The sequence below is a fragment of the Burkholderiales bacterium genome, from assembly GCA_036262035.1.
In the GTDB taxonomy this organism is placed as follows: domain Bacteria; phylum Pseudomonadota; class Gammaproteobacteria; order Burkholderiales; family SG8-41; genus JAQGMV01.
In genome coordinates, this window is the sequence record DATAJS010000010.1 from 1,087,794 (window position 1) to 1,111,317 (window position 23,524).

At 68.4% G+C, this 23,524-nt stretch carries 23 protein-coding genes, 1 pseudogene and 1 riboswitch; of the genes and pseudogenes, 13 read left to right on the plus strand and 11 right to left on the minus strand.

Features of this window, described 5'->3' with window-relative positions; genetic code table 11:
• Window positions 1-36 precede the first annotated feature (36 nt).
• The gene (locus VHP37_13080; GenBank protein ID HEX2827275.1) at window positions 37-1,497 is read left to right on the plus strand and encodes a DegQ family serine endoprotease; all 1,461 of its coding nucleotides are present in this window, start codon (window positions 37-39) and stop codon (window positions 1,495-1,497) included.
• On the opposite strand, the gene VHP37_13085 is transcribed toward VHP37_13080, so the two are convergent.
• From VHP37_13085 to VHP37_13100, 4 genes are all read right to left on the minus strand, one after another.
• Entirely contained in the window at window positions 1,473-3,941 is a 2,469-nt protein-coding gene (locus VHP37_13085) for a protein kinase (GenBank protein ID HEX2827276.1), read from the minus strand. The genes VHP37_13080 and VHP37_13085 overlap by 25 nt on opposite strands.
• Complete coding sequence (locus VHP37_13090) at window positions 3,929-4,588, minus strand: 4Fe-4S single cluster domain-containing protein (protein ID HEX2827277.1); 660 nt, start codon at window positions 4,586-4,588, stop codon at window positions 3,929-3,931. The genes VHP37_13085 and VHP37_13090 overlap by 13 nt, the downstream gene beginning before the upstream one ends.
• A gap of 97 nt (window positions 4,589-4,685) precedes the next feature.
• Window positions 4,686-6,587 carry an AAA family ATPase gene (locus tag VHP37_13095; GenBank protein HEX2827278.1) on the minus strand — a complete coding sequence of 634 codons (1,902 nt, stop codon included), beginning with the start codon at window positions 6,585-6,587 and terminating at the stop codon, window positions 4,686-4,688.
• Window positions 6,588-7,889, minus strand: a complete 1,302-nt coding sequence (locus VHP37_13100) for a hypothetical protein (protein ID HEX2827279.1) — start codon at window positions 7,887-7,889, stop codon at window positions 6,588-6,590.
• Window positions 7,890-7,941: 52 nt separating this feature from the next.
• Here VHP37_13100 and VHP37_13105 point away from each other — a divergent pair, with 52 nt between their 5' ends.
• From VHP37_13105 to VHP37_13120, 4 genes are all read left to right on the plus strand, one after another.
• A complete protein-coding gene (locus tag VHP37_13105; protein ID HEX2827280.1) occupies window positions 7,942-8,739 on the plus strand; it encodes a hypothetical protein in 798 nt (265 codons plus the stop codon).
• 65 nt (window positions 8,740-8,804) lie between these two features.
• The gene (locus VHP37_13110; GenBank protein ID HEX2827281.1) at window positions 8,805-9,107 is read left to right on the plus strand and encodes a hypothetical protein; all 303 of its coding nucleotides are present in this window, start codon (window positions 8,805-8,807) and stop codon (window positions 9,105-9,107) included.
• Window positions 9,108-9,137: 30 nt separating this feature from the next.
• Window positions 9,138-9,584 carry an SRPBCC family protein gene (locus tag VHP37_13115; protein HEX2827282.1) on the plus strand — a complete coding sequence of 149 codons (447 nt, stop codon included), beginning with the start codon at window positions 9,138-9,140 and terminating at the stop codon, window positions 9,582-9,584.
• 30 nt (window positions 9,585-9,614) lie between these two features.
• Window positions 9,615-9,947: a YnfA family protein gene (locus VHP37_13120; GenBank protein HEX2827283.1), complete on the plus strand. Its 333-nt coding sequence runs from the start codon at window positions 9,615-9,617 to the stop codon at window positions 9,945-9,947.
• A gap of 19 nt (window positions 9,948-9,966) precedes the next feature.
• Here VHP37_13120 and VHP37_13125 read toward each other — a convergent pair whose 3' ends face one another.
• Window positions 9,967-10,950 carry a tripartite tricarboxylate transporter substrate binding protein gene (locus VHP37_13125; GenBank protein HEX2827284.1) on the minus strand — a complete coding sequence of 328 codons (984 nt, stop codon included), beginning with the start codon at window positions 10,948-10,950 and terminating at the stop codon, window positions 9,967-9,969.
• Between the two features lie 152 nt (window positions 10,951-11,102).
• Between VHP37_13125 and VHP37_13130 the strand changes: the two genes are divergently transcribed.
• Window positions 11,103-12,125 carry an LLM class flavin-dependent oxidoreductase gene (locus VHP37_13130; protein ID HEX2827285.1) on the plus strand — a complete coding sequence of 341 codons (1,023 nt, stop codon included), beginning with the start codon at window positions 11,103-11,105 and terminating at the stop codon, window positions 12,123-12,125.
• 48 nt (window positions 12,126-12,173) lie between these two features.
• Here VHP37_13130 and VHP37_13135 read toward each other — a convergent pair whose 3' ends face one another.
• From VHP37_13135 to VHP37_13155, 5 genes are all read right to left on the minus strand, one after another.
• Window positions 12,174-12,944 (minus strand): MipA/OmpV family protein, encoded by a 771-nt coding sequence (locus tag VHP37_13135; protein ID HEX2827286.1) that lies wholly within the window; start codon window positions 12,942-12,944, stop codon window positions 12,174-12,176.
• A 77-nt stretch (window positions 12,945-13,021) separates the two neighbouring features.
• Complete coding sequence (locus VHP37_13140) at window positions 13,022-14,158, minus strand: class I SAM-dependent methyltransferase (GenBank protein HEX2827287.1); 1,137 nt, start codon at window positions 14,156-14,158, stop codon at window positions 13,022-13,024.
• Window positions 14,145-15,095, minus strand: coding sequence for a DUF4157 domain-containing protein (locus VHP37_13145; protein HEX2827288.1), 951 nt, complete (start codon window positions 15,093-15,095; stop codon window positions 14,145-14,147). The genes VHP37_13140 and VHP37_13145 overlap by 14 nt, the downstream gene beginning before the upstream one ends.
• Window positions 15,092-16,468 (minus strand): haloacid dehalogenase type II, encoded by a 1,377-nt coding sequence (locus VHP37_13150; protein ID HEX2827289.1) that lies wholly within the window; start codon window positions 16,466-16,468, stop codon window positions 15,092-15,094. Before VHP37_13150 ends, VHP37_13145 begins: the two co-directional genes overlap by 4 nt.
• The gene (locus tag VHP37_13155) at window positions 16,465-17,679 is read right to left on the minus strand and encodes an FAD binding domain-containing protein (protein ID HEX2827290.1); all 1,215 of its coding nucleotides are present in this window, start codon (window positions 17,677-17,679) and stop codon (window positions 16,465-16,467) included. Before VHP37_13155 ends, VHP37_13150 begins: the two co-directional genes overlap by 4 nt.
• Before the next feature lie 115 nt (window positions 17,680-17,794).
• Here VHP37_13155 and VHP37_13160 point away from each other — a divergent pair, with 115 nt between their 5' ends.
• The gene (locus VHP37_13160) at window positions 17,795-17,974 is read left to right on the plus strand and encodes a hypothetical protein (GenBank protein HEX2827291.1); all 180 of its coding nucleotides are present in this window, start codon (window positions 17,795-17,797) and stop codon (window positions 17,972-17,974) included.
• A 13-nt stretch (window positions 17,975-17,987) separates the two neighbouring features.
• Window positions 17,988-18,587 (plus strand): annotated as a pseudogene (locus VHP37_13165) (FAD-dependent oxidoreductase).
• 197 nt (window positions 18,588-18,784) lie between these two features.
• On the opposite strand, the gene VHP37_13170 reads toward VHP37_13165, so the two are convergent.
• Window positions 18,785-19,351: a TMEM165/GDT1 family protein gene (locus VHP37_13170; protein ID HEX2827292.1), complete on the minus strand. Its 567-nt coding sequence runs from the start codon at window positions 19,349-19,351 to the stop codon at window positions 18,785-18,787.
• A 4-nt stretch (window positions 19,352-19,355) separates the two neighbouring features.
• Window positions 19,356-19,549: riboswitch (yybP-ykoY riboswitch) on the minus strand.
• Between the two features lie 47 nt (window positions 19,550-19,596).
• On the opposite strand from VHP37_13170, the gene VHP37_13175 reads away from it, so the two are divergent.
• The 5 genes from VHP37_13175 (at window position 19,597) to VHP37_13195 (ending at window position 23,520) form a co-directional block, all read left to right on the plus strand.
• Window positions 19,597-20,571, plus strand: coding sequence for a tripartite tricarboxylate transporter substrate binding protein (locus VHP37_13175; protein ID HEX2827293.1), 975 nt, complete (start codon window positions 19,597-19,599; stop codon window positions 20,569-20,571).
• 127 nt (window positions 20,572-20,698) lie between these two features.
• Complete coding sequence (locus VHP37_13180) at window positions 20,699-21,658, plus strand: tripartite tricarboxylate transporter substrate binding protein (protein HEX2827294.1); 960 nt, start codon at window positions 20,699-20,701, stop codon at window positions 21,656-21,658.
• A gap of 253 nt (window positions 21,659-21,911) precedes the next feature.
• Window positions 21,912-22,472 (plus strand): hypothetical protein, encoded by a 561-nt coding sequence (locus VHP37_13185; protein HEX2827295.1) that lies wholly within the window; start codon window positions 21,912-21,914, stop codon window positions 22,470-22,472.
• Window positions 22,462-22,995 carry a cupin domain-containing protein gene (locus VHP37_13190; GenBank protein HEX2827296.1) on the plus strand — a complete coding sequence of 178 codons (534 nt, stop codon included), beginning with the start codon at window positions 22,462-22,464 and terminating at the stop codon, window positions 22,993-22,995. The genes VHP37_13185 and VHP37_13190 overlap by 11 nt, the downstream gene beginning before the upstream one ends.
• Before the next feature lie 96 nt (window positions 22,996-23,091).
• Window positions 23,092-23,520, plus strand: a complete 429-nt coding sequence (locus VHP37_13195) for a CHRD domain-containing protein (protein HEX2827297.1) — start codon at window positions 23,092-23,094, stop codon at window positions 23,518-23,520.
• Window positions 23,521-23,524: the final 4 nt, after the last annotated feature.

The window sequence follows — 23,524 nt, forward strand, 5'->3', positions numbered from 1 at the left end:
GCAAAGGCGCGCTCGAGCCTACAGGTGGAGAAACGCATGAAACAGAAGCTCCTCGTGAAAAGCCTCGCCGCGGCCGGTCTGGTGACCGTGCTCGGCATCGGAGGGATCCAGCATTACGGCCCTAACGCCGCGCATGCGGTGACGACGCAGCCGCAGCCGGTCGCGACCGCGGCGCCGTCGGCCGCGCTCCCCGATTTCGCGCAGCTCGTCCAGACCGCCGGACCGGCCGTGGTCAACATCAGCGTCACCGGCACCATGAAGACGAGCGCGAACGGCGCGGATCTCGGCATCAGCCCCGACGACCCCATGTACGAGTTCTTCAAGCGCTTCATGGGGCCGCAGGCGCGCATCCAGCCGCAACAGCAGCAGCCGCTGCACGGCATCGGCTCGGGCTTCATCGTGAGCCCTGACGGCATCGTGCTGACCAACGCCCACGTGGTGCAGGGCGCGTCCGAAGTGATGGTGAAGCTCACCGACCGCCGCGAGTTCAAGGCCAAGGTGGTCGGGGTCGACCCGCAGACCGACGTCGCGGTGCTCAAGATCGACGCGAAGGACCTGCCGACGGTGAAGCTCGGGCACGCCGAGGACGTGCGCGTCGGCGAGTGGGTGGTCGCGATCGGCTCGCCGTTCGGCTTCGAGAACACGGTGACCTCGGGCATCGTCAGCGCGAAGTCGCGCGCGCTGCCGGACGGCTCGTACGTGCCGTTCCTGCAGACCGACGTCGCGGTCAACCCCGGCAACTCGGGCGGGCCGCTCTTCAACATGAAAGGCGAGGTGATCGGCATCAACTCGCAGATCTACAGCCGCAGCGGCGGCTACCAGGGCCTGTCGTTCGCGATCCCGATCGATACCGCGGTGAACGTCGAGCAGCAGCTCGTGAAGAACGGCAAGGTCCAGCGCGGACGCCTGGGCGTCGCGATCCAGGAAGTGAACCAGTCGCTCGCCGGCTCGTTCGGCCTGCCCAGAGCGGCCGGCGCGCTGATCGCGAACGTCGAGAAAGGCAGCCCCGCCGAGCAGGCGGGACTGAAGACCGGCGATGTCGTGCTGAAGATCGACGGCAAGGACATCGTGAGCTCGCTCGATCTGTCGAGCCGCATCGGCGCGATGAAGCCGGGGTCGAGCACGACGCTCGAGGTGTGGCGCAACGGCAAGCCGCAGAACGTCGCGGTGAAGGTCGGCGAAGCGCCGACGGAAAAAGTCGCGGCGGCATCGAACGGCCCCGCCGATCTCTCGGGGTCGCGCCTCGGCGTGGCGGTGCGCGAGCTCACGCCGCAGGAGCGCCAGCAGGCCGACGTCGGCAGCGGCGTGCTCGTCGAGCAGGTCGCGGGGGCCGCCGCCCGCGCGGGCATCCAGCCCGGCGACCTGATCCTCGCGGTCAACGGCAAGCCGTTGAAGTCGGTCGGCGAGCTCAAGTCCGCGCTCGAGGGCGCGAAGACCGTCGCGCTGCTGGTGAAGCGCGAGGACGCGAGCATCTACGTGCCGGTCGAGCTCGGCTGAGCCGCACGCAGGAAAGCGTTGCCGTAGCTGCGCAGCGCGCGCCACGCGCTGCGCAGCTTCCTGCGCGCGCGCGAGGTCCTGCGCACGCGATACCACGCGAAGATCAGGAACGCGACGAAGAAGAGCGCGGCGAAGAGCCGCGTGCGCACCCACAGGATCAGGGTGAACACGCCGGGGATCGCGAGGCGGTCGGGCTTGAGGAAGATGGCGTTGACGTTCTCGGCGTGCTCGAGCCCGGCCAGCGCTTCGCGCACCGCGTCGGCCGCGGACGCGATGCGGTCGGCGCTCGCGCCGAGCTCGTCGGCGTCGGCATGCGGCAGGCCGAGCGCTGCGGCGCGCCCGCACGCGCGCAGCAGCGGTTCCATTGCGTCGTACAGCTCGGTGCGCGTGCGCCGGTCGAGATCGTCTTCGTCGTCATCGGCGGTCATCGCCGGCAGCGCGCGCAGCGCGTCGCAGATGTCCTGGCGCGCTTCGGCGATGATGCGTGCCCGCGCGCTCTCCGACGCGCCGAGGCGGTCTTTCTCCTTGTTCGCATCGTCGCGCGCGTGCCGCAGCAGGCGCTGCAACACGACGAGCCCCGCGGGATCGTCGGCGGCGTCGCGATACAGCGCTTCGTACCACGAGCAATAGCCCGTCACGTCCGCCAGCCCCGCGGCGGCTTCGGTGCGCGCGGCGTCGGCGAACGCCGCATCGGTCTCGGCGAGGATCAGCGCCGCGTTGACGTCGCGCCGCGCCGGCGGCGACAGCCGCTGCGCCGCGCCGTACATCACGTCGTCGTAGCTCACCACTTCGGCGCGTGCGGCGCCCGCCACCGCGCGCGGCTGCTTGCGCCAGGCGAGCTCGTGCGCGCGCGCGCGCTCCCACAGCGTTTCGAAGCGCGACCAGCTCGCGTTCCAGCGCTCGTGCAGGCGCGCGAGCTCTTGAACCGGCCCGAACTCGTTCAGCACGTCTTCGAGCGCGATGCTGGAAAGCCACGCTTCGGCTTGCCGGTCGCCGCTCTCCGCGCGGCGCGCGGCATCGACGATCTCGCGCTCGCCCAGCGGCACCCCGCGCCACACCGGCGGCAGGTCGGGCGCCGCCTCGCGCGCGAAGCGCAGCAGGCGCATGTCGTCGGACATCTCGCGGTGCTCGCGGATGTCGTGCAGCCTGCGCGCGAGGTTGTGGTCGTGCAGGTCGTGCTCGATCCAGTTCGTGAACTGACCCCGAGCGAGGTCCTTGCGGGCCGCTTCCCAGTTCTTCACCGCGGCGAGCGCGAGCTCCGCGGCAGTGGTGCACTCGGTCGCGCCCATGCGATAGGGCCTGACCGCGCTCGCGCCCGCGTCATCGGGGACTTCGAGCGTCGGATCGTCGGCGAGCCAGCGCGCGACCTCCTCCGCGCCCCAGCGCCGCCTGGGATCGCGCAGCAACAGTCCGCGGCAGAGAAGGCGCAGGCGATCGTCGTACACGCCGCGCACATCGATCGGGCGCGTCGCGAGATGGTGGTTCATGATGTGTTCGGTGAGCCCGTCGAACGGATGGCGGCCGGTCGCGGCTTCGAGCGCGATCATGCCGAGCGACCACCAGTCCGATTTCTCGTCGATGACGCCCGTCAGCGCTTCGGGTGCTGCGTACCGGGTGGTGCGTGCCGCGCTGGTGAAGCGCTGCGTCGCCTCCGAGAGCGAGGCGATGCCGAAATCGGTCAGCGCGAGCTCGAGCGGCGACTTCGAGCGCAGCAGCACGTTGTCGGGCTTCAGATCGCGATGCAGGATGCGGTGCGCGTGGATGCCGTTGAGCGCTTCAGCGATCTCGGCGACGATGCGCCGCACGTCCTCGGGCGGCAGCGCGCCGTTTTCGAGCAGATCTGCGAGCGTGCCGTGCGGCACGTATTCGAGGCGCTCGTAGGCGACGCCGTCGGAGACGCCGTGCTCGAGCACGCGCACCACCGAATCGCCGACGGTGCGCGAGAGGATGTCGAGCAAGCGGAAGTCGGGCTCCAGTCCGTGACGGTACAGCTTGACCACGCTGCGATCAAAGCTCGCGGCGTCGGCGACCAGCATGAGATCGGCTTCGCTGCCGCTCACCGGGAAGAGATCGACGACGCGATAGCGCTCGCGCAGCGCCGCGGGCAGCGGGCGGGCGCCGGCGACCGCGGCCGGCGGCGGCGCTGCGGCGATCGACAGCGGACGGTTGCAGTACACGCAGCGCGTCTGTCCCGGCGGGTTGGGCTGCGCGCAGTCGGCGTGGGGGCAGACGATCGCCGGCTCGGGCGGCGCGACAGGTTCTTCGATAGCCGGGACCGCGACCGGTGTTTCGACGGGCGGAGGTACGGCCTCCTCGACCGCTGCGCGCCTGATCGAGAAATCGATCGCCGCGAGCGACGTCCCGCACTTGCAGCGCGCGGCAGACGGCGGGTTTTCGGTGTCGCAGACGGGACAGACGCGGACGTATTCGGTCACCGCCGCCACGACACCTCTTTGAGGTCGAGCCCGCGGCTCGCGCACAACCGTTCCAGTCGAGCCATGTCGCCGCGCTCCGGGATGCCGATCATCCACACGCGGCCGCCTTCGACCGCGACCTGCATGTGCTTGCCCGCGGCATCGGCGGGCGCGTCGACGAGCTTCGAATAGCGCGCCCGGCCGCGCGCCGACAGCGGCACCAGCGGCTGGTTGCGCGAGCCGCGCCAGACGTTGCCCAGCGGCAGCGCGTCCACGTAAGGCTCGGGCACGATCGCGTCGAGCCGGTCGAGGATGGCCGCGTGATCGCGCTCCAGCGTCTTCAGCGGATAGCCGCTGTAGCAGAGGACGTCGAAATCGAGCGACGCGCGCCGGCGCCAGCGCCTGAGCGCGTCGAGCAGCGCCGCGAGACCTTCGGGCTGGTCGAAAGGCTCGCCGCCGCTGATGGTCACGCCGTCGAGCCTGCCGTCGCTCGCGCGCTTGCACCACGCGAGGAGCTCGGCGACTTCGATCGCTTTAGTCGGGTCCGCCGGCCATGTGTCCTGGGAGACGCAGCCCTTGCAGCGGATCGAGCAGCCTTGAAGCCACAGTCCGATGCGTTTGCCCGGGCCGAGGACGGTGACCGGCCAGTGGGCTTTGTTGAGCTGGAGGGTGGTCATATTCAAACCCACCCCCACCCTAACCCTCCCCCGAGGGGGAGGGGATGCTTTTCTCCTTCCCCCTCAGGGGCAAGGCCGGGATGGGGGTGGGTTCCATCTAAGCCAAACCCACCGTCACGACCCCGCAGGCTTCTTCGAGGCTCGTTACCCTCACGCTCGCACGCCCGCCGAGATCGAACGAGAACAGCGCCCGCGACAGCGGGTTCACGAACATCGATTCGAGCTGGTTGCCGATGCCGCGGCCGCCGTTGGAGAGGTCGCGCGTGCACGCGTCGCGGAGCTTTTCAGCAACGTCCGGTGCGATCTCGAGCGCGATCTTGTGCTCCTCGCGCACGCGGTTGATCACATTTCCGAGCATGCTTTCGAAGATCTGCACGCCGACCTCCGGCGTGATGAAGCCGAACACCACGATGTTGTCGCCGATGCGGTTGAGAATCTCGGGCCGCGAGAGCTGGAACTTGAAGTAATCCTGGATCGCGCCGCGCACGCGCTGCTCCACCAGGCCGTGATCGTCGCCGGGCTTCACGTTCTGCACGCGCCGGCCGTGCTCGTCGGACACGGTGATGCCGAGGTTGGAGGTGAAGACCAGGATCGCCTCGGAGAAATACGCGGTCTCGCCGCGGCCGTCGGTGAGGCGGCCGTCCTCGAGGATCTGCAGGAACTTGTCGAGGATGCGCGGGTGCGCTTTCTCGATCTCGTCGAACAGCACGACCGAGAACGGCTTGTCGCGCACCGCGTTGGTGAGCTCGCCGCCCGCGTCATAGCCGATGTAGCCCGGCGGCGCGCCGAGGAGCCTCGCCCCGGTGTGCTCTTCCGCGAACTCGCTCATGTCGAAGCGGATGTAGGCGCGCTCGTCGCCGAACACGAGCTGCGTCAGCGTCTTCGCGAGCTCGGTCTTGCCCACACCCGTCGGGCCCGCGAAGAAGAGCACCCCGCGCGGGCGGTTGCCGGTGGACCGCGCGTGCGCGCCGGTGAGCCCCATGACCGAGCGCATCAGGATGTCGATCGTCTTGGTCACCGCGGCGCGCTGGCCTTTGACGCGGTCCTCGATGAACGGCAGCGCGCCCGCGATGCGGCTCTTCACGTAAGCCTTCTTCCACGGGTTCTCGGTGACGCCGACCTTGTAGCACTGCACCGCGTCGTCGACGTCGCGAAAGCCGATGCCGAGCCGGTCCGCGAGCTGGGCCGCGTCGGCGAGCGCGATGAGCGGCAGCCCGTCGGTGAGACGCGCGAAGTCTGAAGCGAATCTCTTCTGCTCGGCCGCGTCGCCGCTGTCGTAGTCGTGAAAGAGTCCCGCGAGATGACGCGCGGCTTCCAGCCGCGTCTCGAAGTCGGGCAGGCCGATCGACAGCACCGACACGCGCGTCGAATCGAGCGTGAGCCACGACGGCAGGTCCTGCGGCCGGTTGACGAGCCACAACACCGGGTTGAAGCGCGGCTTGCCCGCGCCGGTCCCGACGCTGTCGGTGCCGGCGCTCCCAGGCCCGGCGGTGCTGACGTCCGAGCCCTTGGGCACGATCGGATGCGCGGCGAGCGAAAGCCGTTCCGCCGCGACGAAGAAGCGATGCTCGCCCGGATCGAGGTGATCGGGCTGGCGCGCGATGCGCGACGCGAAATCGACGACCAGCGCGCAACGCGCTTCGCGCTGCCCCGCGACCTTCTTCATGATCTCGACCAGCTTCTCGAGGCTCACCGCCATCGCCCCGTCGGCGAGCTTCAGGTCGAAGAGCCTGGTCGCGAGCTCGACGGTCTGCGGCTCGTTGGGATACGGCCGCAGGCCTTCGACCGGGTCGTAGACCAGCACGAAACGGTAGCCGAGCTGCGAGAGATAGACCCACAGGCAGCGCAGCAGCGGCGCGAGCGTCGTGGCGCCTTCGAGCGGCGTGAGAAAGCTGTCGCGGATGTTGCCGGCGACGACGAAGTGCGAGCGGATGCTCGTGAGCCGCGTGAGATCGCGGATCCAGCGCGGCGTCAGGTCCGCGTTGAAGGTCAGATCCATTTAAGGGGCGCGGCGCGCGAACGGCGAGCGCCGCGGGCGCGACTCGTCCGTTTCGGCGTGCAGCGGCGGCAGCGTCGCGCCGTCGACGATCTGCACCGGCACCTGGCCGGCTTCGAGCCTGCGCGTGACGTCGAGGGTGAGCCCCCGCGCATGCAGGGTCTCCATGAGCCGCGGGAACTCGGCACACCATCGATCTTCGGCGAGCGCATCGAGCCGCCGCCGTTCCGCCGTGTCTTCGGCGCCGCGCGCGCGCACGACGTTGAAGTTGACGGTGCGCTCGCGCGTATCGACGCGCAGGCGCACGTAATAGTCGTCCCAGCCGGGACGGCGGAAATGCGCGATGCCGCCGCCGACGAAGAGCGTGGCGTCGATGTCCTCGACCTCGTAACCGAGGTCGCGCAGCGACTCTTCGAGCACGTACGCGGCGGCGCGCTGCTCGGCGTCGGCGCGGTCGGCTGCGGCGGTGTCGAGCACGTCGTGCGCGCTCCTGCGCAAGCTTGCGTCCAGGCGCTCCACGCCCGCGGCGACGCGCTCGATCGCGCGCAGCAGCGGGACGGGGGCGTCTTCGGGCATCTCGGCGAGCAACCTTTGCGCTTCCTCGCGCTCCGCACGCTGTGCGACGCGCGCATCGCGGTGCCGCTGGACCGCGAGCCGCAATTCGGAAGCGAGCGCTTCGGCACGCTCGACCGTCGGCGCGAGCACGATCTCGCGCGCGAGCGCTTCGAGCGCGACCGGCACCGCCGCGCCTTCTTCCAGATCGAGGCGGCCGAGCACGCGCGCGGCGGTGTCGCGAAAGCGCACCGAGTCTTCCTCGCCGAGCTTCGCGTTCGCCCGACGTTGCAGCGCGTAGGCGGCGAGCACCCGATCGATGTCGCGCGCGCCGCTGTCGGCGGACAGCGCCGCACGCAGCCGTTCGGCGGCATCGCCGCTGATTTGCGCGAGGCCCTTCTGCAGCGCGTCAGCCTCGCGCTCCAGCGACCGGAGGTAGTTGCTCCATGCGGCATCGTCGTCTTCCGCCGGCGCGGCGGCGATCGCCGGTGCGGCGCCGTCTCCGGCGAGCGCGCGCAGGCGCTCGATGCGCGCGTGCTGCCGATCGGCTTCGCGGCGCAGGAGATGCAGGCGCTCGACGCGTGCCGCCTGTTGCGCGGCGCGGTTCTGCGCGATCTCTTCCTCACGCGCGCGCAGCTGCGCGACCACGTCGCCGTACTCGCGCTTCATGGCATGCGCCTCGCGGATCGCGTGCTGGGCGAGGATGACGCTGCCGTAGACGATGGCGTAGCCGGCGGTGATGGGTCCGCTCATTGCTGTTTTGTCGAATGGACTTGTGCCGAGTCTACGCTTTCGCTCCTACACCGTGAAATCGTTCCCCGTCCTGCTCGCGCTGATTTGCGGGCTCGCCTCGGCGGCCGAGCCGCAGGAGGGACCCGTGCTCGCGCCGGTGCAGGTCACCGCGCAGCGCGATCCGGTCGAGAAGTCGTATCGCAAGATCGTGCGCGGCATGGACCTCTTCGAGCAGCGCCGCGCGAGTCTCGCGCCCAATGCCGCGCTGCGCTTCAAGCTGCTCCCGCGCAATCGCGAGACCCGCCTGCAGGGTGTGGCGCTGTCGATCGTCGGCGACACGGTCGACATCCCGGTGCCGCTCGCGCCGGACAACACCTTCACGCTCGAACGATCGCAGAAAGCGCTGCAGGAAGACGCGGTGGTCACGCCGAACCGCAAGCAGCACAGCATGAGCTGGCGCACCGACGTGCGCACGCCCGGGCTCGCGCCGAACACGCGCAGGCTCGGCGACCTGCGGCTCGAATGCCTCGTCGGCATGGAAGCCGAGCTGGTCTCGGGCTCGGGCTCCATCGTCGAGTCGATCGCGCGCGCGATCTCCGACGCCGGCTACTGCAACCAGCGCGTGCCCGAATACTTCTTCTTCGCCGAGCGAGCGCTGTGGAGCGTGACGCTCGTCTCCGGAGGGCGCCGGGAACTTCTTTCGATCGATTACATGTACGCCGGCATGAGCCGCGAGTACATGACCGCGGGCGACCTGCGTTACTGCGATTGCGCGACGCTGCTCGATCGCACGTATTACGCGCCTCTGGGCGATCGAAGCTGGCCCGACGATACGCTGCTGGTGTTCGAGTACATGGACGAGCGCCGATGACACCGACTACACACACTCCCTCCCCCTCAGGGGGAGGGTCGGGGTGGGGGTGGCGTTCTCGCATCTTGCTCGCGGTCGCGTGCGCCGCGTGCCTGACCGCCTGCGAAGCGCCGTCGCCGACGATGCCGAGCGCGATCGTCACGCCGATGCGGCCTGCGCAGGTATCGCCCGGCCGCGCGCAAAACGCCGTCGTCCCCGGCAAGAGCACCCGCGCCGAGGTCGCCGCCGCGCTGGGCGACACGCTCGCCATCACGTTCGACAACGGCTACGAGGTCTGGGTGTACCGGCTGGGCAGCGCGCGGGCAGGGGAATTCGTCGTGTTGTTCGAGCCGTCGGGCATCGTCGCGAAGACGCGCCAGCGGCCGTAAACTCGGGCTTCCATCAAAAGGCCTGGGATCATCATGTCCGGCACCGTCCGCCTGCACCGCGTGCTCCGTGCTCCGCCGGAGCGCATCTATCGCGCATTCCTCGACGCCGACGCGCTGTCGAAATGGCTGCCTCCGCACGGCTTTACCGGCAAGGTCCACCATCTCGACGCGAAGGTCGGCGGCACGTACAGGATGTCGTTCACCAACTTCTCGGGCGGCAACAGCCATTCGTTCGGCGGCGAGTATCTGGAGCTCAGGCCCTTTGATCGCATCGTCCACACCGACAAATTCGACGATCCCAACCTGCCCGGGGAGATGAAGACGACGATCGAGCTGAAGAAGGTCTCGGTCGGGACCGAAGTGTGCATCGTCCAGGACGGCATCCCCGCCGTCATTCCGACCGAGGCCTGCTACCTCGGCTGGCAGGAGTCGCTCACGCTGCTCGCGCGGCTCGTCGAGCCCGAAATCCCCGCCTGACCAAAATCCGGGTCAGAGTCACATTATTCGATGTTCGTCTTGAAGACGTTCGGCCTCTTCGCCGTCACGGCGATCGCGGAGATCGTCGGCTGCTATCTGCCTTATCTGTGGCTGAACCAACGCGCGCCGGCGTGGGTGCTGCTGCCGGCCGCGGCGTCGCTCGCGCTCTTCGCGTGGCTGCTGACGCTGCATCCCACCGCGGCCGGTCGCGTGTACGCCGCGTACGGCGGCGTCTACGTGGCGACCGCGATCGTGTGGCTGTGGATCGTCGACGGCACGCGCCCGACGCCGTGGGACCTCGCCGGCGCGCTCGTCGCGATCGCCGGCATGGCGATCATCATGTTCCAGCCGCGGGGCGGGTGACCGTCGGCCGACGATCCGGCTAGATCGGATCGATTCCGGCCGCGCGCGCGAGGTCGCCCCAGCGCGTCAAATCGTCGCGGAAATTCTTTTTGAACACCGCAGGCGGATCCGCGGTGGGTTCGTAACCGCCGGCCTGCAGGAACTCGCGCACCGAAGCCACCTGCAGCGACTTCTGAATCGCATCGTGCAGCCGGTCGACGATGTGCTCGGGCATCTTTGCCGGGCCGAACACCGCGTGCCAGCCGCTGTCCTGGGCGAAGCCCGTGAGGCCCGCCTCCGCGAGGGTCGGCACGTCCGGGATCACCGGCAGCCGCTTTGCGCCGCTGTAGCCGAGCGGCCGAAGCCTGCCGCTCTTGATGTGCGGCACGGCGACGACGGGCGGCACCACCATCGCCTGCACTTCACCCGCCATGAGCGCTGTCATCGCCGGCCCCGCGCCTTTGTACGGCACGTGCAGCATCTCGATGCCTGCTCGCTGCATGAATCCGGACATGATGAGGTGCAGCACGTTTCCGACCCCGGGCGAGCCGAAGCTCAATTTGCGCTTCTTCGCGAGCGCGATCAGCTCGGGGACCGACTTCGCCGGCACCGATGGATTGAGCGCCAGTAGCGAGCCCTGGCCGACGATCGGATTGGTGATCGGCGTGAAGTCGCGCACCGTATCGAAAGGCAGCTTCTTGTGCGTGCTGGGATTGATTGCGAACGCGACCGAGATGTACATGATCGTGTAGCCGTCCGCCGCGGCCTTCGCGACGATGTCGCAGCCGATGATGGAGTTCGCGCCGGCGCGGTTATCGAAGACGAGCGGCTGGCCGAGCACCGGTTCCATCTCTTTCGCGATCACGCGCGCGTTGGTGTCCGTCGCGCCGCCTGGAGGGAAAGGCAGCACGAGGCGAATCGGCCGCGTCGGCCAGACTTGCGTTTGACCGTGCGCATCGCGCGCGGATGACACGGCAGCGCTCGTGATCGCGGAAATCGCAGCGCAGAGCAGATAAGCTTTCATGGCCTCTCCTCCCCGGCCCGTAGAATGTGGTAAGTGGGCCGCTCGACGCAACAGCGGCGTTCGTGAATGGGCGCCGCGCTACCGATTGACCATTCCACGCGCGGGCGATACGTTCGCCATTCGCGCGGAAGGCAACGATAAGAGGGGGAGTCATGCAGTTCGGATTGTTCGGCAGCGCTTCGGCTAAACGGGGCAGCGGTGAGTTCGACAGCACCGAGGGTTACCACGACTGGATCGAATACAACGTCGAGGCCGAGGCGCTGGGCTTTCGCAGCACGTTCTCGGTGGAGCACCACTTCACCGGCTATGGCCAGGTCTCCTCGACGATGAACCTGCTGACATGGCTGGGGGCGCGCACCAGGACGCTGCGGCTCGGCACCGCGGTGATGGTGCTGCCGTGGCACAACCCGGTGCTCCTGGCCGAACAGGCGGCGACGCTCGACCTTCTTTCCGGCGGGCGGCTCGATTTCGGCATCGGCACCGGCTACCGCTACAACGAGTTCGTCGGCTTCAACCTGCCCATGGAAGAAGCGCGCGGGAAGTTCGAGGAATCGATCGACGTCATCCTCAAGGCGTGGACGTCGAACGAGCCGTTCACTCACAAGGGCAAGTACTGGACGTTCAACAACATCGTCGTCGAGCCGCAGTCGTTCCGCAGGCCGCATCCGGCCGTGTGGATGGGCGCGGGCAACGAACGCTCGATCCGGGACGTCGCGCGCCGGGGGTTCAATCTGCTGTTGGGTCAATACGCCTCGCCGGCCGACGTCGGCAAGAACATCGCGATCTTCCGCGCCGCCGTGGAAGAGAAGGGCGAGCAATGGGATCCGATGCGCGTCGGGGTGACGCGCGCCTTCTTCGTGACCGACAGCGCACGCGAAGTCGAGGAAGCGCTCGAGCGGCGGCTGGCGAACCGCATGCGCCAGCTCAAGCTCGCGACGACGCCCGACGGCCGGGTGCTCGGCGGTCCCGATCGCGCGGACGGCGATCCGGTGCAGGTCAACATCGACAGCGCGATCTACGGCTCGCCGGACGAGATCGCGAAGCAGATCGAGGCGCTGCGTGACGTCGGCGCCGAGTATCTGCTGATCAACGGCGGCGGTTCCGGCGGCGGCGAGCGCGGCCGGCAGAGCCTGCGCCGCTTCGCGAAGGAAGTGATGCCGGCGTTCGCGGCCTGAGCGGTGCGTTACGCCGCTTCGCGGCTAACGCACCCTTGGATCGTTAGCTCAGAAGCGGTACGCGATGCCCGCCGCGAGGTAGTGATTGGTCGAGCGCTGCGCGAGCGGGCTGTCTTTGGCCTCGCTGCCGAGATGCCGCAGCTCGAAGTTGCCGACCGCGACCCATTTCGGCGTGATGTCGTACGACCACAGCAGCCCGGCGCTCGCGAAAAGGAGGCCGCTGTCGGGCGAATACGCGCGCAGGCCGGTCGTCGCAGATTCCGCGGCGCTGATGCCGTAGAGCGATCGGATCGCGCTGCCGCTGCCCCACGTGGTCTGCGCGAACAATCCCACGCCGAGTGCGCCGGTCTTCAGGACGCCGACGCTGAACCGCAGGTCGGCCTGCGTCCCGCGATCCGACTCGACGTGGCGGCGCACACGAGCGAGCAGCGTGATCGGCGCGGGGCCGATGGTCGAATCCCATTCGAGCTGCGCGCCGACCGACGCGCCGCGGTCGACGTCGGGTACGCCGCGGCTTTCGAGAAAGCCCGATTCGTCCGCACGGCGCCCCGGCTCGTAAGCGACCTGAGCGCCCGCGTGCAGGCCCGGCGCGACCTGCATGCGCAGCCCGCCTTCGAGCACGCCCTGGGTCGAGCGCAGGAACAGCGGCTGGCCGAGGTAACGGATCACCGGCACGACTTCGCCGCGCTGCGTGTCCGAGCCGTCGTAGGCCGGACGCGAGCGCAGGCCGGGACCGACCATCGAATAGTTCGAGAGCTCGGCGTGAGCGGGTAAGGCGGTGACGGCGGCGAGGACGGCTGCGGGGACGAACTTGTTCACGTGCATGGCTCCGGGAATCGCGATCATCAGCGCGAGAGCAATTCCCGAGCCTTGTGCTGCAGGCGAGGGCGCCTGCGCTACGCGGCGGACAAGCGCCAGAGCGAGGTGACTTCGCTGGAGCGCGCCGCGTGCAGCGGATCGCTCGCGTCGGCGCTCCTGGGATGGACGGGCTTCGCATCGTTGCGGCCGATCACCGTGAGACCGGCATCGGCGATCCATCCCATGAGCTCGTCGCGCGAGCGCAATCCCAGGCGCTCGGCGAAATCGGACAGCACGAGCCACGCTTCACCGCCGGGCTCGAGGTGGTCGCGCAGCCCGGCGAGAAAGCCGCGCAGCATCCGGCTCTCCGGGTCGTAGACCGCGCTCTCGAGACGCGAGCTCGGCCGCGCCGGCACCCACGGCGGATTGCAGAGGACGAGCGGCGCACGTCCGTCGGGAAAGAGGTCGGCTTCGACGACGCTCACGCGATCGGCGAGACCGAGCCGCTCGACGTTCTCGCGCGCGCACGCCGCGGCGCGCGGGTCGAGCTCGGTCGCGATGACGCGCGCCACGCCGCGCTTCGCCAGCACCGCCGCGAGCACGCCGGTGCCGGTGCCGATGTCGAAAGCCAGTTGCGCCGGCGGCAGCGGCGCCTCGGCCACGAGCTTCACGTACTCGCTGCGGATCGGCGAGAACACCCCGTAATGCGGATGGATGCGCCCGCCGGCCGCGGGCACCGCCATGCCTTTGCGGCGCCACTCGTGCGCGCCGATGGCGCCGAGGAGCTCGCGCAGCGAGATCACGTAACGCTCGGGCACAGGACCGTAGACTTCGCTCAGCGCTTCCTGCGCCTGCGGCGCGCGCTTCAGATGCAGCGTGTGATCTTCGTGGAACTGGAGCAGCAGCATCGACAGCGTCCGCGCGCGCTGCGCCTGCGCCTGCCGGTGCAGATGGAACGCTTCTTTCGGCGCAGCGGGCGGGCGCGGCTTGCGCGGCGGCTTGTCGATGCGCCGCGCGATCGCGTTGAGGAGCTGTTTCGCGTTCTCGTAGTCGCCGCGCCACAGTAGCGCCGTGCCTTCGCACGCGAGGCGATAGGCGACGTCGGCTTTCATGCGGTCGTCGGCGACGACGACGCGCCTGGGCGGCGGCAGGCCGGATTCGGAGCGCCAGCGCGCGGAGCGCTCGGCGCCGTTCTCCTGCCAGGTGACGATGGGTTGGTCGTTACTTGCCGCCACGGTATTCCGCGAGCACCCGCTCCACGCCTTTCAGGATTTCCGGGGAAGGCGCTTTCTGCGCGCCCATCGCGAGCAGCGCGAAGTTGTCGGCGACGATCTCCTCGGGATGGATGATGTAACGGGTGTTGCGGCCCACCTGCTCGAAGAACCCGGACACCTCGTCGATGCCCGCGACGAGCGGACCGTCCGCGCCTTGCAGCGGCACCGCGGGTCCGGATGCCTTGCGATCGACGAGGAGCAATACCGTCGTCACGTTGTGCAGGAAAGGCCCCGAGGTCGCCAGCGCCTCCTTCGCCACGACCGAGACGAGCAGCGGCAGCGCCCAGGCCTTGCGCTCGCCCGCGGTGACCTCGATGCAATGCTCGTCCTTCGGCGCGTCGGGATTGGTGATGCGGCGCGCGGCGAGGACGGCCGGCAGCACGACCGCGCAGCGATGGAAGCCGATCACCGCGTAGAGCGGGTCGGCGAGCTTGGGATTCGCGCGCGTCGCGACGTGGAAAAGCTCGTGGGCGACCAGGCGCTCGAGCGCCGCGCCGCGCATGCCGAGCATGCCCTGCGGGAAGAAGATCGCGTTCTGGCGCGTGTAGGCCGCGCCCGCGTCCTCCTCACCGCTCGTCTTCGCCACCCACACGCGCTCGGGCAGCGGCAGGCCCAGCTTGACGACCGTCGGCACCATCGCCTTGAACGCCGCCTCGAACGCCGACTTTTCCTCGTCGCTCCAGTCGCGCGCCGCTTTCGCCGCGAACGCGAGGTACTCGCTCTCGCTCACCTGCCGCGTGGTCGCGAGCCGCGCCGAGCGGTCGAAGTCGCTCATGCTCTTCGAGTAGGTGTCGGGCGCCGACAGCATCACGCGCGCCTGCGACGCGGTCGCGAACACGATGTCCTGCGCAGCCGCGGAAACGGCCGCCCACAGGACGCACCACAGCAGCGCTCTCATGCGCCGAGGCTGTCCGCGAGATCGAGGAAGCTCTCGGCGTTGACGGTGAACTCGGCTTCGGACTGGAGATCGGGATTGTTGTTGCGCCCGAGCTCGTGCGGCCGCTTGATGAAAGCGGTCTTCAATCCGTATTGCGCCGCCGCCCGCAGGTCGTGCTTGTGGGAAGCGACCATCATCACCTCTTCGGGTTTGAGGTCGAGCGCGTCCGCCGCGCCGAGATACATCTCGGGATCGGGCTTGAAGTGCTTGAACGTCTCCGACGAGAAGACGCAGTCCCACGGCAGGTTGCCCTGCTTGGCCATGTTGACGAGGAGCCCGGTGTTGCCGTTGGAGAGCGTCGCGATGATGAATTTGCTCTTCAGGCGCTTCAGCCCCCGCGGCGAATCGGGCCACGGTTTCAGGCGATGCCACACCTTGTTCAGATGCACCTTCTCCTCTTCGGTCAGCGCGTCGGCGATCTTGAACTGCCGCAGCAGGTCGTCGAGGATCATCCGGTGCAGCACGTCGATCTTGGTATACGGCAGCTCGCCCGATCGCACGCGATCCATCGCCGGCCGATAGCCCGCGCGCCATGCCTTGGTGAACTTGACCGCGTTCACCTTGAGCCCTTTGCGCCTGGCGAGCTCGCGCACTTCGCGCGCGACGCTGCCGTGCCAGTCCACCACCGTGCCGAACACGTCGAAGGTGAGCGCCTTGACGCCCGAGATGTCGCCGTTCACTTCTGCCATGATTGTCCTTTCGTGCCGTTGCGCGCTCGACCTCAGCGTATCGATCGAGCGTTGAAGATTCTCCCGCGCGCGCGCTTCGAGCGCGTCGCGAAAGTGCGTCGTCTCGTAGAGGTGCGGCCGCGCGAGAAAACGTTCGAGGATAGCGCACCGCGCCCGCGCGAACGCCGCTTCGGGCACCCACGCATACTCCTCGCGCACCTGATGCTCGTATTCTTCGAAGCGCCCGCGCCGCGCGCCCAGGATCGAGAGATCGACGTCCACGAGGATACGCGCGTCGGGGCTGTCGGGTATCCGCGCATCGTGCCGCGTCGCCAGCACCATGGCGTGGACGCGCTCGCCGACTTCGCCCGGCAGGCCCGCGTTCGCGATGCCGGACCGCGCCCACTGCGCGCTGCGGCGCTCGTTATCGTCGCGCTTCACGTCGTAGATCGCATCGTGGAACCACAGCGCGAGCTCGATCTCCGCGGGGTGCTGCGCCTCGCCGCGGGCCGTTTCGAACGCCGCGAAGCATTCTTCGAGGTGCTGCACCGTGTGATAGCGACGATGCGGTTCGGCATAGCGCGCGACGAGCTCGTGGAAGAGCGCGTCGTCGGCGCCGGCGCCGAGCTCGCGCCATGCAGCGCGCCAGCGGTCGAGCAGGCTCACGAGGAGCTGCGCGTGACTGCGATCTCGCGCATCACCGCGTCCGGCGTGTGACGGCGTGTCGCTTCGACGCTGCGGTCGCCGCCGAGGTACGCGCCGAGCTCGCGCGCGTGCTGCACGACGGCCGTGCCTATGGGCGTGCGTGCGGCTTCGTAGGCGGCGAGCGCCGATTCGACGTCATCGTCGGTGCGCAGCGCATCGGCGAGCGTCATCGCGTCGCCCGCCGCCTTGGTCACGCCCATGCCCACGTGCGGCCGCGCGACGAAAGCGGCGTCGCCGAGCAGCGCGATGCGGCCGAACGTCACGCGCGGACAGACGAGATCAAAGATCGCCTGGAAGAACGGCTGCGGCGCGCGCTCGACGACTTCCGCATACTGGGGGGCGAGACTGCGCCGCGCGGATTCGCGCACTTCGCGTATGAGCTCGGGGCGCAGCAGCGGCGGCGGCACCGACATGTCGTGCGTGCGGCCGTTGACGTCGGTGCACAGGTCGGCGAGGCCGTTCGTCTCGTCGAGCGGCCGGTACCACACGAAGTTGTAGCAGCGCTCGCCGGGACGCGTCGAGCGCGTGAAGCCGGCGACGGGATAGCCGACCATGTGCTCGCGCTCGTTGAGGCTGAAGGCCATCCGCGGGAAGAGCGCGTCGTGCGTCGTCTTGCCGAGCGTGGTTTCGCCGGCGAGCCCGCGCCACGCGACGTATCCGGCGTAGCGCGCGCGAACTTCGGGGAGGAGCGTGCGCCGCACCGCCGAGCGGATGCCGTCGGCGCCGACCAGAAGCTCCGCCTGCGCCTCCGCGCCGCTCCCGAAGCGCACGCGCACCGAGTGCGCATCCTGATCGGCTTCGGTCAGCGTGTGGCCGAAGTGATAGCGGTCGGCGGGGAAAGCGGCCTTCAGAAGCTCGTAGAGCCGTCCCCACGTCGTGAGGCACTGCCGGATCGGCACGGTGCCGAGGACGCGGCCGCTCACGTCGAAAGCGATGCGCTCGGGCACGTCGACGCCGAAGCTCTCGTCGATCGCGATGCCGATGCGGCTCAGGCAGGTGAAAAGCTCGGGATGCGTGATGATGCCCGCGCCGCGCCCGACGAGGTCGTCGCGCGAGTGCTGGTAGACGTGCACGTCCCAGCCCTGCCGCAGCAGCAGGTTGGCGATGAAGAGTCCGCCGAGCGATCCGCCGGCGACGATCGCGCGGAGCGCTCGCAGCCTGCCGATCGGCATAACGCGCCACCTCCGGTCTTTCCGCCGATTCTACATCGCGGGTGCTGCCGATTTTTCGGCATACGGTTTGCTGCGTCAGCCTCCGTTCGGAAGATCGATCGGCGGGAGGATTTCGATGGAACAGTGGTTGTTTCTCCGCGTGACGGCGGAGGACGGCACCGGCTTTCGGTGGGAGCGCCACGACGAGGACGGCCGGGTGCTCGAAGCCGCCGGCCGCACGTTCGCCGATTACGCGCAGGCCCTCGCCGACGCGATGAACCACGGATACCTGAGCGACGTGAAGACGCTGCCGTAGCGGCGGCCCGGGAATGAAGGCAGGCGTGCTGGGCGCTGGCGTGGTGGGCACGACTGCCGCCTGGTATCTCATGCGCTCGGGACACGAAGTGACCGTCGTCGAGCGCGAGCCGGGTGCGGGGCTGGAGACGAGCTTCGCCAACGGCGGACAGATCCCGGTGAGCCGCGGCTGGGGCTCTACAGCCGCGAGAGCCTGAAAGCGCTGCGCGCCGAGACCGGCATCGAGTACGACCATCTCGAGCGCGGCATCCTCCACTTCTATACGAACCGCCAGTCCTACGACGAGCTACAGCCCGATCGCGGCGAGGCCGCTGGGCTTGAACCTCGCCGTGTATCCGGTCAAAGGCTATTCGGTGACGATGCCGGTGCTCGATCCTGCGAAGACGCCCGCCGTCAGGCTGACCGGCGACGAATACAAGCTCGTGATGTCGCGCCTCGACGATCGCATGCGCATCGCGGGGACGGCGGAGCTCAACGGCTACGACACCGCTCTGAACCCGACGCGCTGCCGCGCGATCCTGACGCGCTTCGAAGCGTGCTTTCCCGGCGCGTGCGACGCATCGCGCGCGCAGTTCTGGACCGGTCTGCGGCCCGCGACCCCCGGCAACGTGCCGCTGGCCGATATCGTCAGCGGGCGCAAGCCCCGAGGTCGATTTCCGATTTACGGGTTTCTAGAAAGCAAAAGCTATTGACCGCCAAGGACGCCAAGGACGCAAAGGTGTACTAACGTCGCGTCGTCATGAGCTCGCGATGTTCAGCTTTCCTTGGCGTCCTTTGCGTCCTTTGCGGTTCATTTGCTTTTTAGCGCGCGTCAGCCGACCTCGATGCCGGCGAGCACCGCTATTCCAAGCGCGGCGAAGATGAGCGCCGCGATGACGTGGATCGCGCGGATCGGCAGCACTCGGGTCGCGCGCTCGCCGAGCAGCACCGCGGGGACGTTCGCGATCATCATGCCCAGCGTCGTGCCGGCGACGACCATCGCGAAGGCGCCGTATTGCGCCGCGAGCGCGACGGTCGCGATCTGAGTCTTGTCGCCCATCTCGACGAGGAAGAACGCGATCAGCGTGGTGCCGAAGACGCCGAAGCGCGCGGGCTTCGTCTGCTCGTCCGGCGGGCTGTCGGGCACGAGCATCCATCCCGCCATCGCGATGAACGAGAAACCGAGTATCCAGCGCATCGCGTATTCGCCGATCGCATGCGTGACCCACGTGCCGACCGCCCCGGCGAGCGCGTGGTTGGCGACGGTTGCGACGAAGATGCCGAGGATGATGGGCACCGGCCGCCGGAACTTCGCGGCGAGCAGGAGCGAGAGGAGCTGGGTTTTGTCGCCGATCTCGGCGAGCGCGACGATGCCGGTGGAGACGAGGAGAGCTTCCATTACAGTTACCGTGAGCCGGGCGGGTGCGAAAACCATTGGCACGGTCCGTCCCGCCCGGCTCTCGAGCGGCAGACCGATGCCAAAGGTCTCGCCACACCGCGGTCGCGGTATCGAACGCGCCATGCGCGGATGCGCAAGCATGTTGACGCGTTCCTCCTGTCGATCAGACAGGAGCGGCTACTCCCCAATGACGAGGCGAATTATAGTTGAGCCCGCAGCACCCAACAACCAGAAGAGGAGGAAGGATGAAAGCTCGAAGTCTCGTTGCCGCCGTCGCTCTCGCAGCCGGTGCAGTCGCCGCGCACGTCGCCCACGCGGCGCAGTGGTCTCCGTCGCGTCCCATCGAGTTCGTCGTGCACACGTCTCCGGGCGGAGGCACCGACACGTTCGCTCGCGCGGTCGCCGACATGCTCGGCCGCGAGAAGATCTACTCGCAGCCGACGACGGTCTCCAACCGCACCGGCGGCGCGGGCGGCGTCGCGTTCAACTACGTCAAGAGCAAGAAAGGCGATCCGCACGTGGTGCTCGGCATCGCCACCGGCACGCTGCTCACCGCGGCGAGCCGGCCCGAGCTCGGGCTCGGGCTCGACAACTACACGCCGGTCGCGTTCTTCGCGATGGACCCGCAGGCGATCGCGGTGCCGGCCGATTCGAAGTTCAAGACGATGAAAGACCTCGTCGAAGCGGGCAAGCGCGAGCCGATGAGCATTCCCGCGGCGATCACGTCCGCGACCGGCAGCGCGCGGCTCTTCCTCTATCTCCTCGAGCGTGAGACCGGCGCGAAGTACAAGTTCGTGTCGTTCAAGGGCGGCTCCGAAGCGACGACCGCGGTGCTCGGCGGCCACGTGCCGTTCACGCCCGAGAACCTGTCGGAGATGATGTCGATGGTCGAGTCGAAGAAGATGCGCGTGCTCGCGGTGACCGGCGAGAAGCGCCTGGCGGCGGTGCCCGATACGCCGACGCTGAAAGAGCTCGGCTACAACATCGTCGTCGGTACCGGCCGCGGGTTCGCGATGCCGGCGGGCGTGTCCAAGGAAGCGGCCGCGTCGATGGAAGCGTCGTTGAAGCGCGTGCACGACAGCGCGGCGTGGAAGGAATTCGCGAAGCGCTTCATGTACGAGGACACGTACCTCAACGCCGCGCAGACCGCGGAGTATCTCGCCAAGCGGCGCGAGGAGATGGCGGGGTTCCTGACATATATCAGCGCCCCCGCGAAGTAAGCGAAAACCCTCACCCCCCGCTCCTCTCCCCGATTCGGGGAGAGGAGCGAGGGTGCGGCAAAGTCAGCCGCTTTCGGTTTGTTACCATCGCGCGCAAATAAAGCCGTTCAACGTGAAATCCGAGTAGATGAAGAAGACAGTCGCAGTATTACTCGCGCTCGCATGCGCTCCGGCGCTCGCAGCCGAAACCTATCCCTCCAAACCCATCCGTCTCATCATTCCGTTCCCGCCGGGCGGCGCGACCGACGCGCTCGGCCGCAACGTCGTGCAGCGGCTTACGGAAACGCTGAAGCAGCCGATCATCGCGGACAACCGCGCCGGCGCGAGCGGCATCCTCGGGCTCGACCTTGCGTCCAAGGCGCCGCCGGACGGCTACGCGCTCGTCATCGGACAGGCGGGCAATCTCGCGATCAACCTCGCGCTGATGGGCAAGCTGCCCTACGACCCGGTGAATGCGTTCACGCCGATCACGCTGCTCGCGACGACGCCGAACGTGCTCGTGGTGCATCCGTCGATGCCGGTGAAATCGGTCAGGGACCTCGTCGCGCTGGCGCGCTCGAAGCCCGGGCAGATCAACTACGCGTCGTCGGGCATCGGCAGCCCGGGACACATCACCGCGGCGCGGTTCGCCATCGCGGCGAAGATCAGCATGGTGCACATCCCGTTCAAAGGCGCGGGACCGGCGCTGATCGACGTGCTGGCGGGCAACTCGCATCTCTATTTCACCTCGCCGATCTCGGCGCAGCCGTTCGTGAACTCGGGCCGGCTGCGCTACGTCGCGGTCGCGAGCGCGAAACGCTCGCCGCAGATGCCCAACGTGCCGACGATGGCCGAATCGGGCTTTCCCGAAGTCGAGTCGACGTCGTGGTGGGGCCTCATGGGACCGGCTAACCTGCCGAAGGACATCGTCGAGCGCCTCCACGCCGAGACGGTGAAGCTCCTCAACAGCGCCGAAGTGAAGAAGCGCCTCGCTGCCGAAGGCGCCGACGCCGCCCCGACCACGCCGGCGGAGTTCTCGGCGTTGATCAAGTCGGAGATCGTGAAGTGGGCGAACCTGGTGAAGGTCACCGGGGTGAAGTTGGAATAGCAGCGCGATTATTAACCGCCAAGGACACAAAGGACATAAAGGAAGATTCGTCATTCCCGACCCGCGGGAGCGGGATCGGGAATCCATCTTGATTCTTGACAGCACTGAAAATGGATTCCCGCCTTCGCGGGAATGACGTTGCTCCGCTCTTCCTCCGCGTCCTCCGCGTCCTCTGCGGTTGGTTTTGCTTTTGCCTTTCCTTTGCGTCCCTGGCGTCCTTTGCGGTCAATGCTTTTAAAGGTCGGAGGAGTCCATGAGCAACGAGATCAAGCCCATTCGCAGAGTAGTGACCGGCAACGACGCCCAGGGCCGCTCGTGCGTGCTGTACGACAGCGCCGCGCCCAACGTGAACCCCGGCGCGATACGGCCGGGGACGTGCATGACCGACGTCTGGGTGTACGGCCGCTGTCCCGTGCCGCTCCTGCGCGATCGCGACGACGGGCGTCTGCCGTTCAGCTTCGAGCCGCCGCACGACGGCGGGCACCTGCGCATCGTGCAGTCGCCGCCGAAGCCCGCGGGTTACGACCCCGCGCAGGACGCCACCGCAGTCCCGCTCGGCGAGCCGAGGCAGAGGGCAGGCGGCACGTGGGACAAGGGCGGCGCGAACGCGTTCTCCTCGCCGGTACACAAGTCGGAGACGGTCGACTACGGCATCCTGCTCGAAGGCGAGCGCGTGCTCCTGCTCGATCGCGGCGAGAAAGTGATGAAGCCCGGCGACGTCGTGGTGCAGCTCGGCAACTGGCACGGCTGGACCAATCCGCGAGAAGGCAGCCTGATGGCGTTCGTCATGATGGGAGCGCGCTATGACGACTAAGCCCGTTCGACGCATCGTCACGGTCGACGACGAGCAAGGCCAATCGGTCGCGATCAGCGACGGACCGTCACCCGACGTGCGGACCGATCCCGCGCGTCCCGGCTATTCGTCGACGCGCATCTGGGTCACCGATCGCACGCCGGCGCGCGTGCGGGTGCGCGAAACGCTCGAGACGCCGCACACGCTCGAGCCGCCGGCCGGCGGGTCGGTGTGCCGCGTCGTGACCTTTCCTCCCGAGGACAGCTACAGGGTCGAGCCACGCGACGTCCAGGCGTTCTTCGCGGCCATGGGCTCTCCGCGCGCATCCGTCGAGGGTCCGCACCCGTATATGCAGCAGACGCGCACGCTCGATTTCTGCCTCGTGCTGGGAGGGGAGATCACGCTCGTGCTGGACACGGGGGAAGTCGCGCTGAAAGCCGGCGATACGGTCGTGCAGCGGGGCACGCGGCACGCGTGGAGCAACCGCTCGGGTAAACCTTGCACGATCGCGTTCTCGTCGCACGACGGCGCGTTCCAGGAATAAATGCGGGCATGCCGCTGTTCTCGGACATTGGCATATGATGGGCGTCCGGCGTTCGGCGCCGGCATCACGGCCATCGACCACTCACGGAGGGCAGACATGAAGATCACACAAACGCTCAAAACGTCCGCGGCGGCGCTCGCCACCGCGCTGCTGATCGCAGGATGCGCTGGAATGGGCGGCGGTGCGGCGAGCGTTGCGCTCAGCGGCTCGCAGGAAGTGCCGCCGGTGAACAGCGCGGGCTCGGGCACCGGCACGGTCAGCGTGGCCGAAGACCGCACCGTCACCGCGAAGATCACGACGCAGGGCGTCAACGGCGTCGCGGCGCACATCCACGAAGGCGCCGCCGGCGCGAACGGCCCGGTGATCGTGCCGATGGAGAAGACCGCCGACAACACCTGGACGTCGAAGCCGGGTCAGAAGCTGACCGAAGCCCAGTACGAGGCCTACAAAGCCGGCCGCACCTACTTCAACGTGCACACCCCGCAGCACAAGGGCGGCGAGATCCGCGGCCAGATCCGTCCCTGATCGA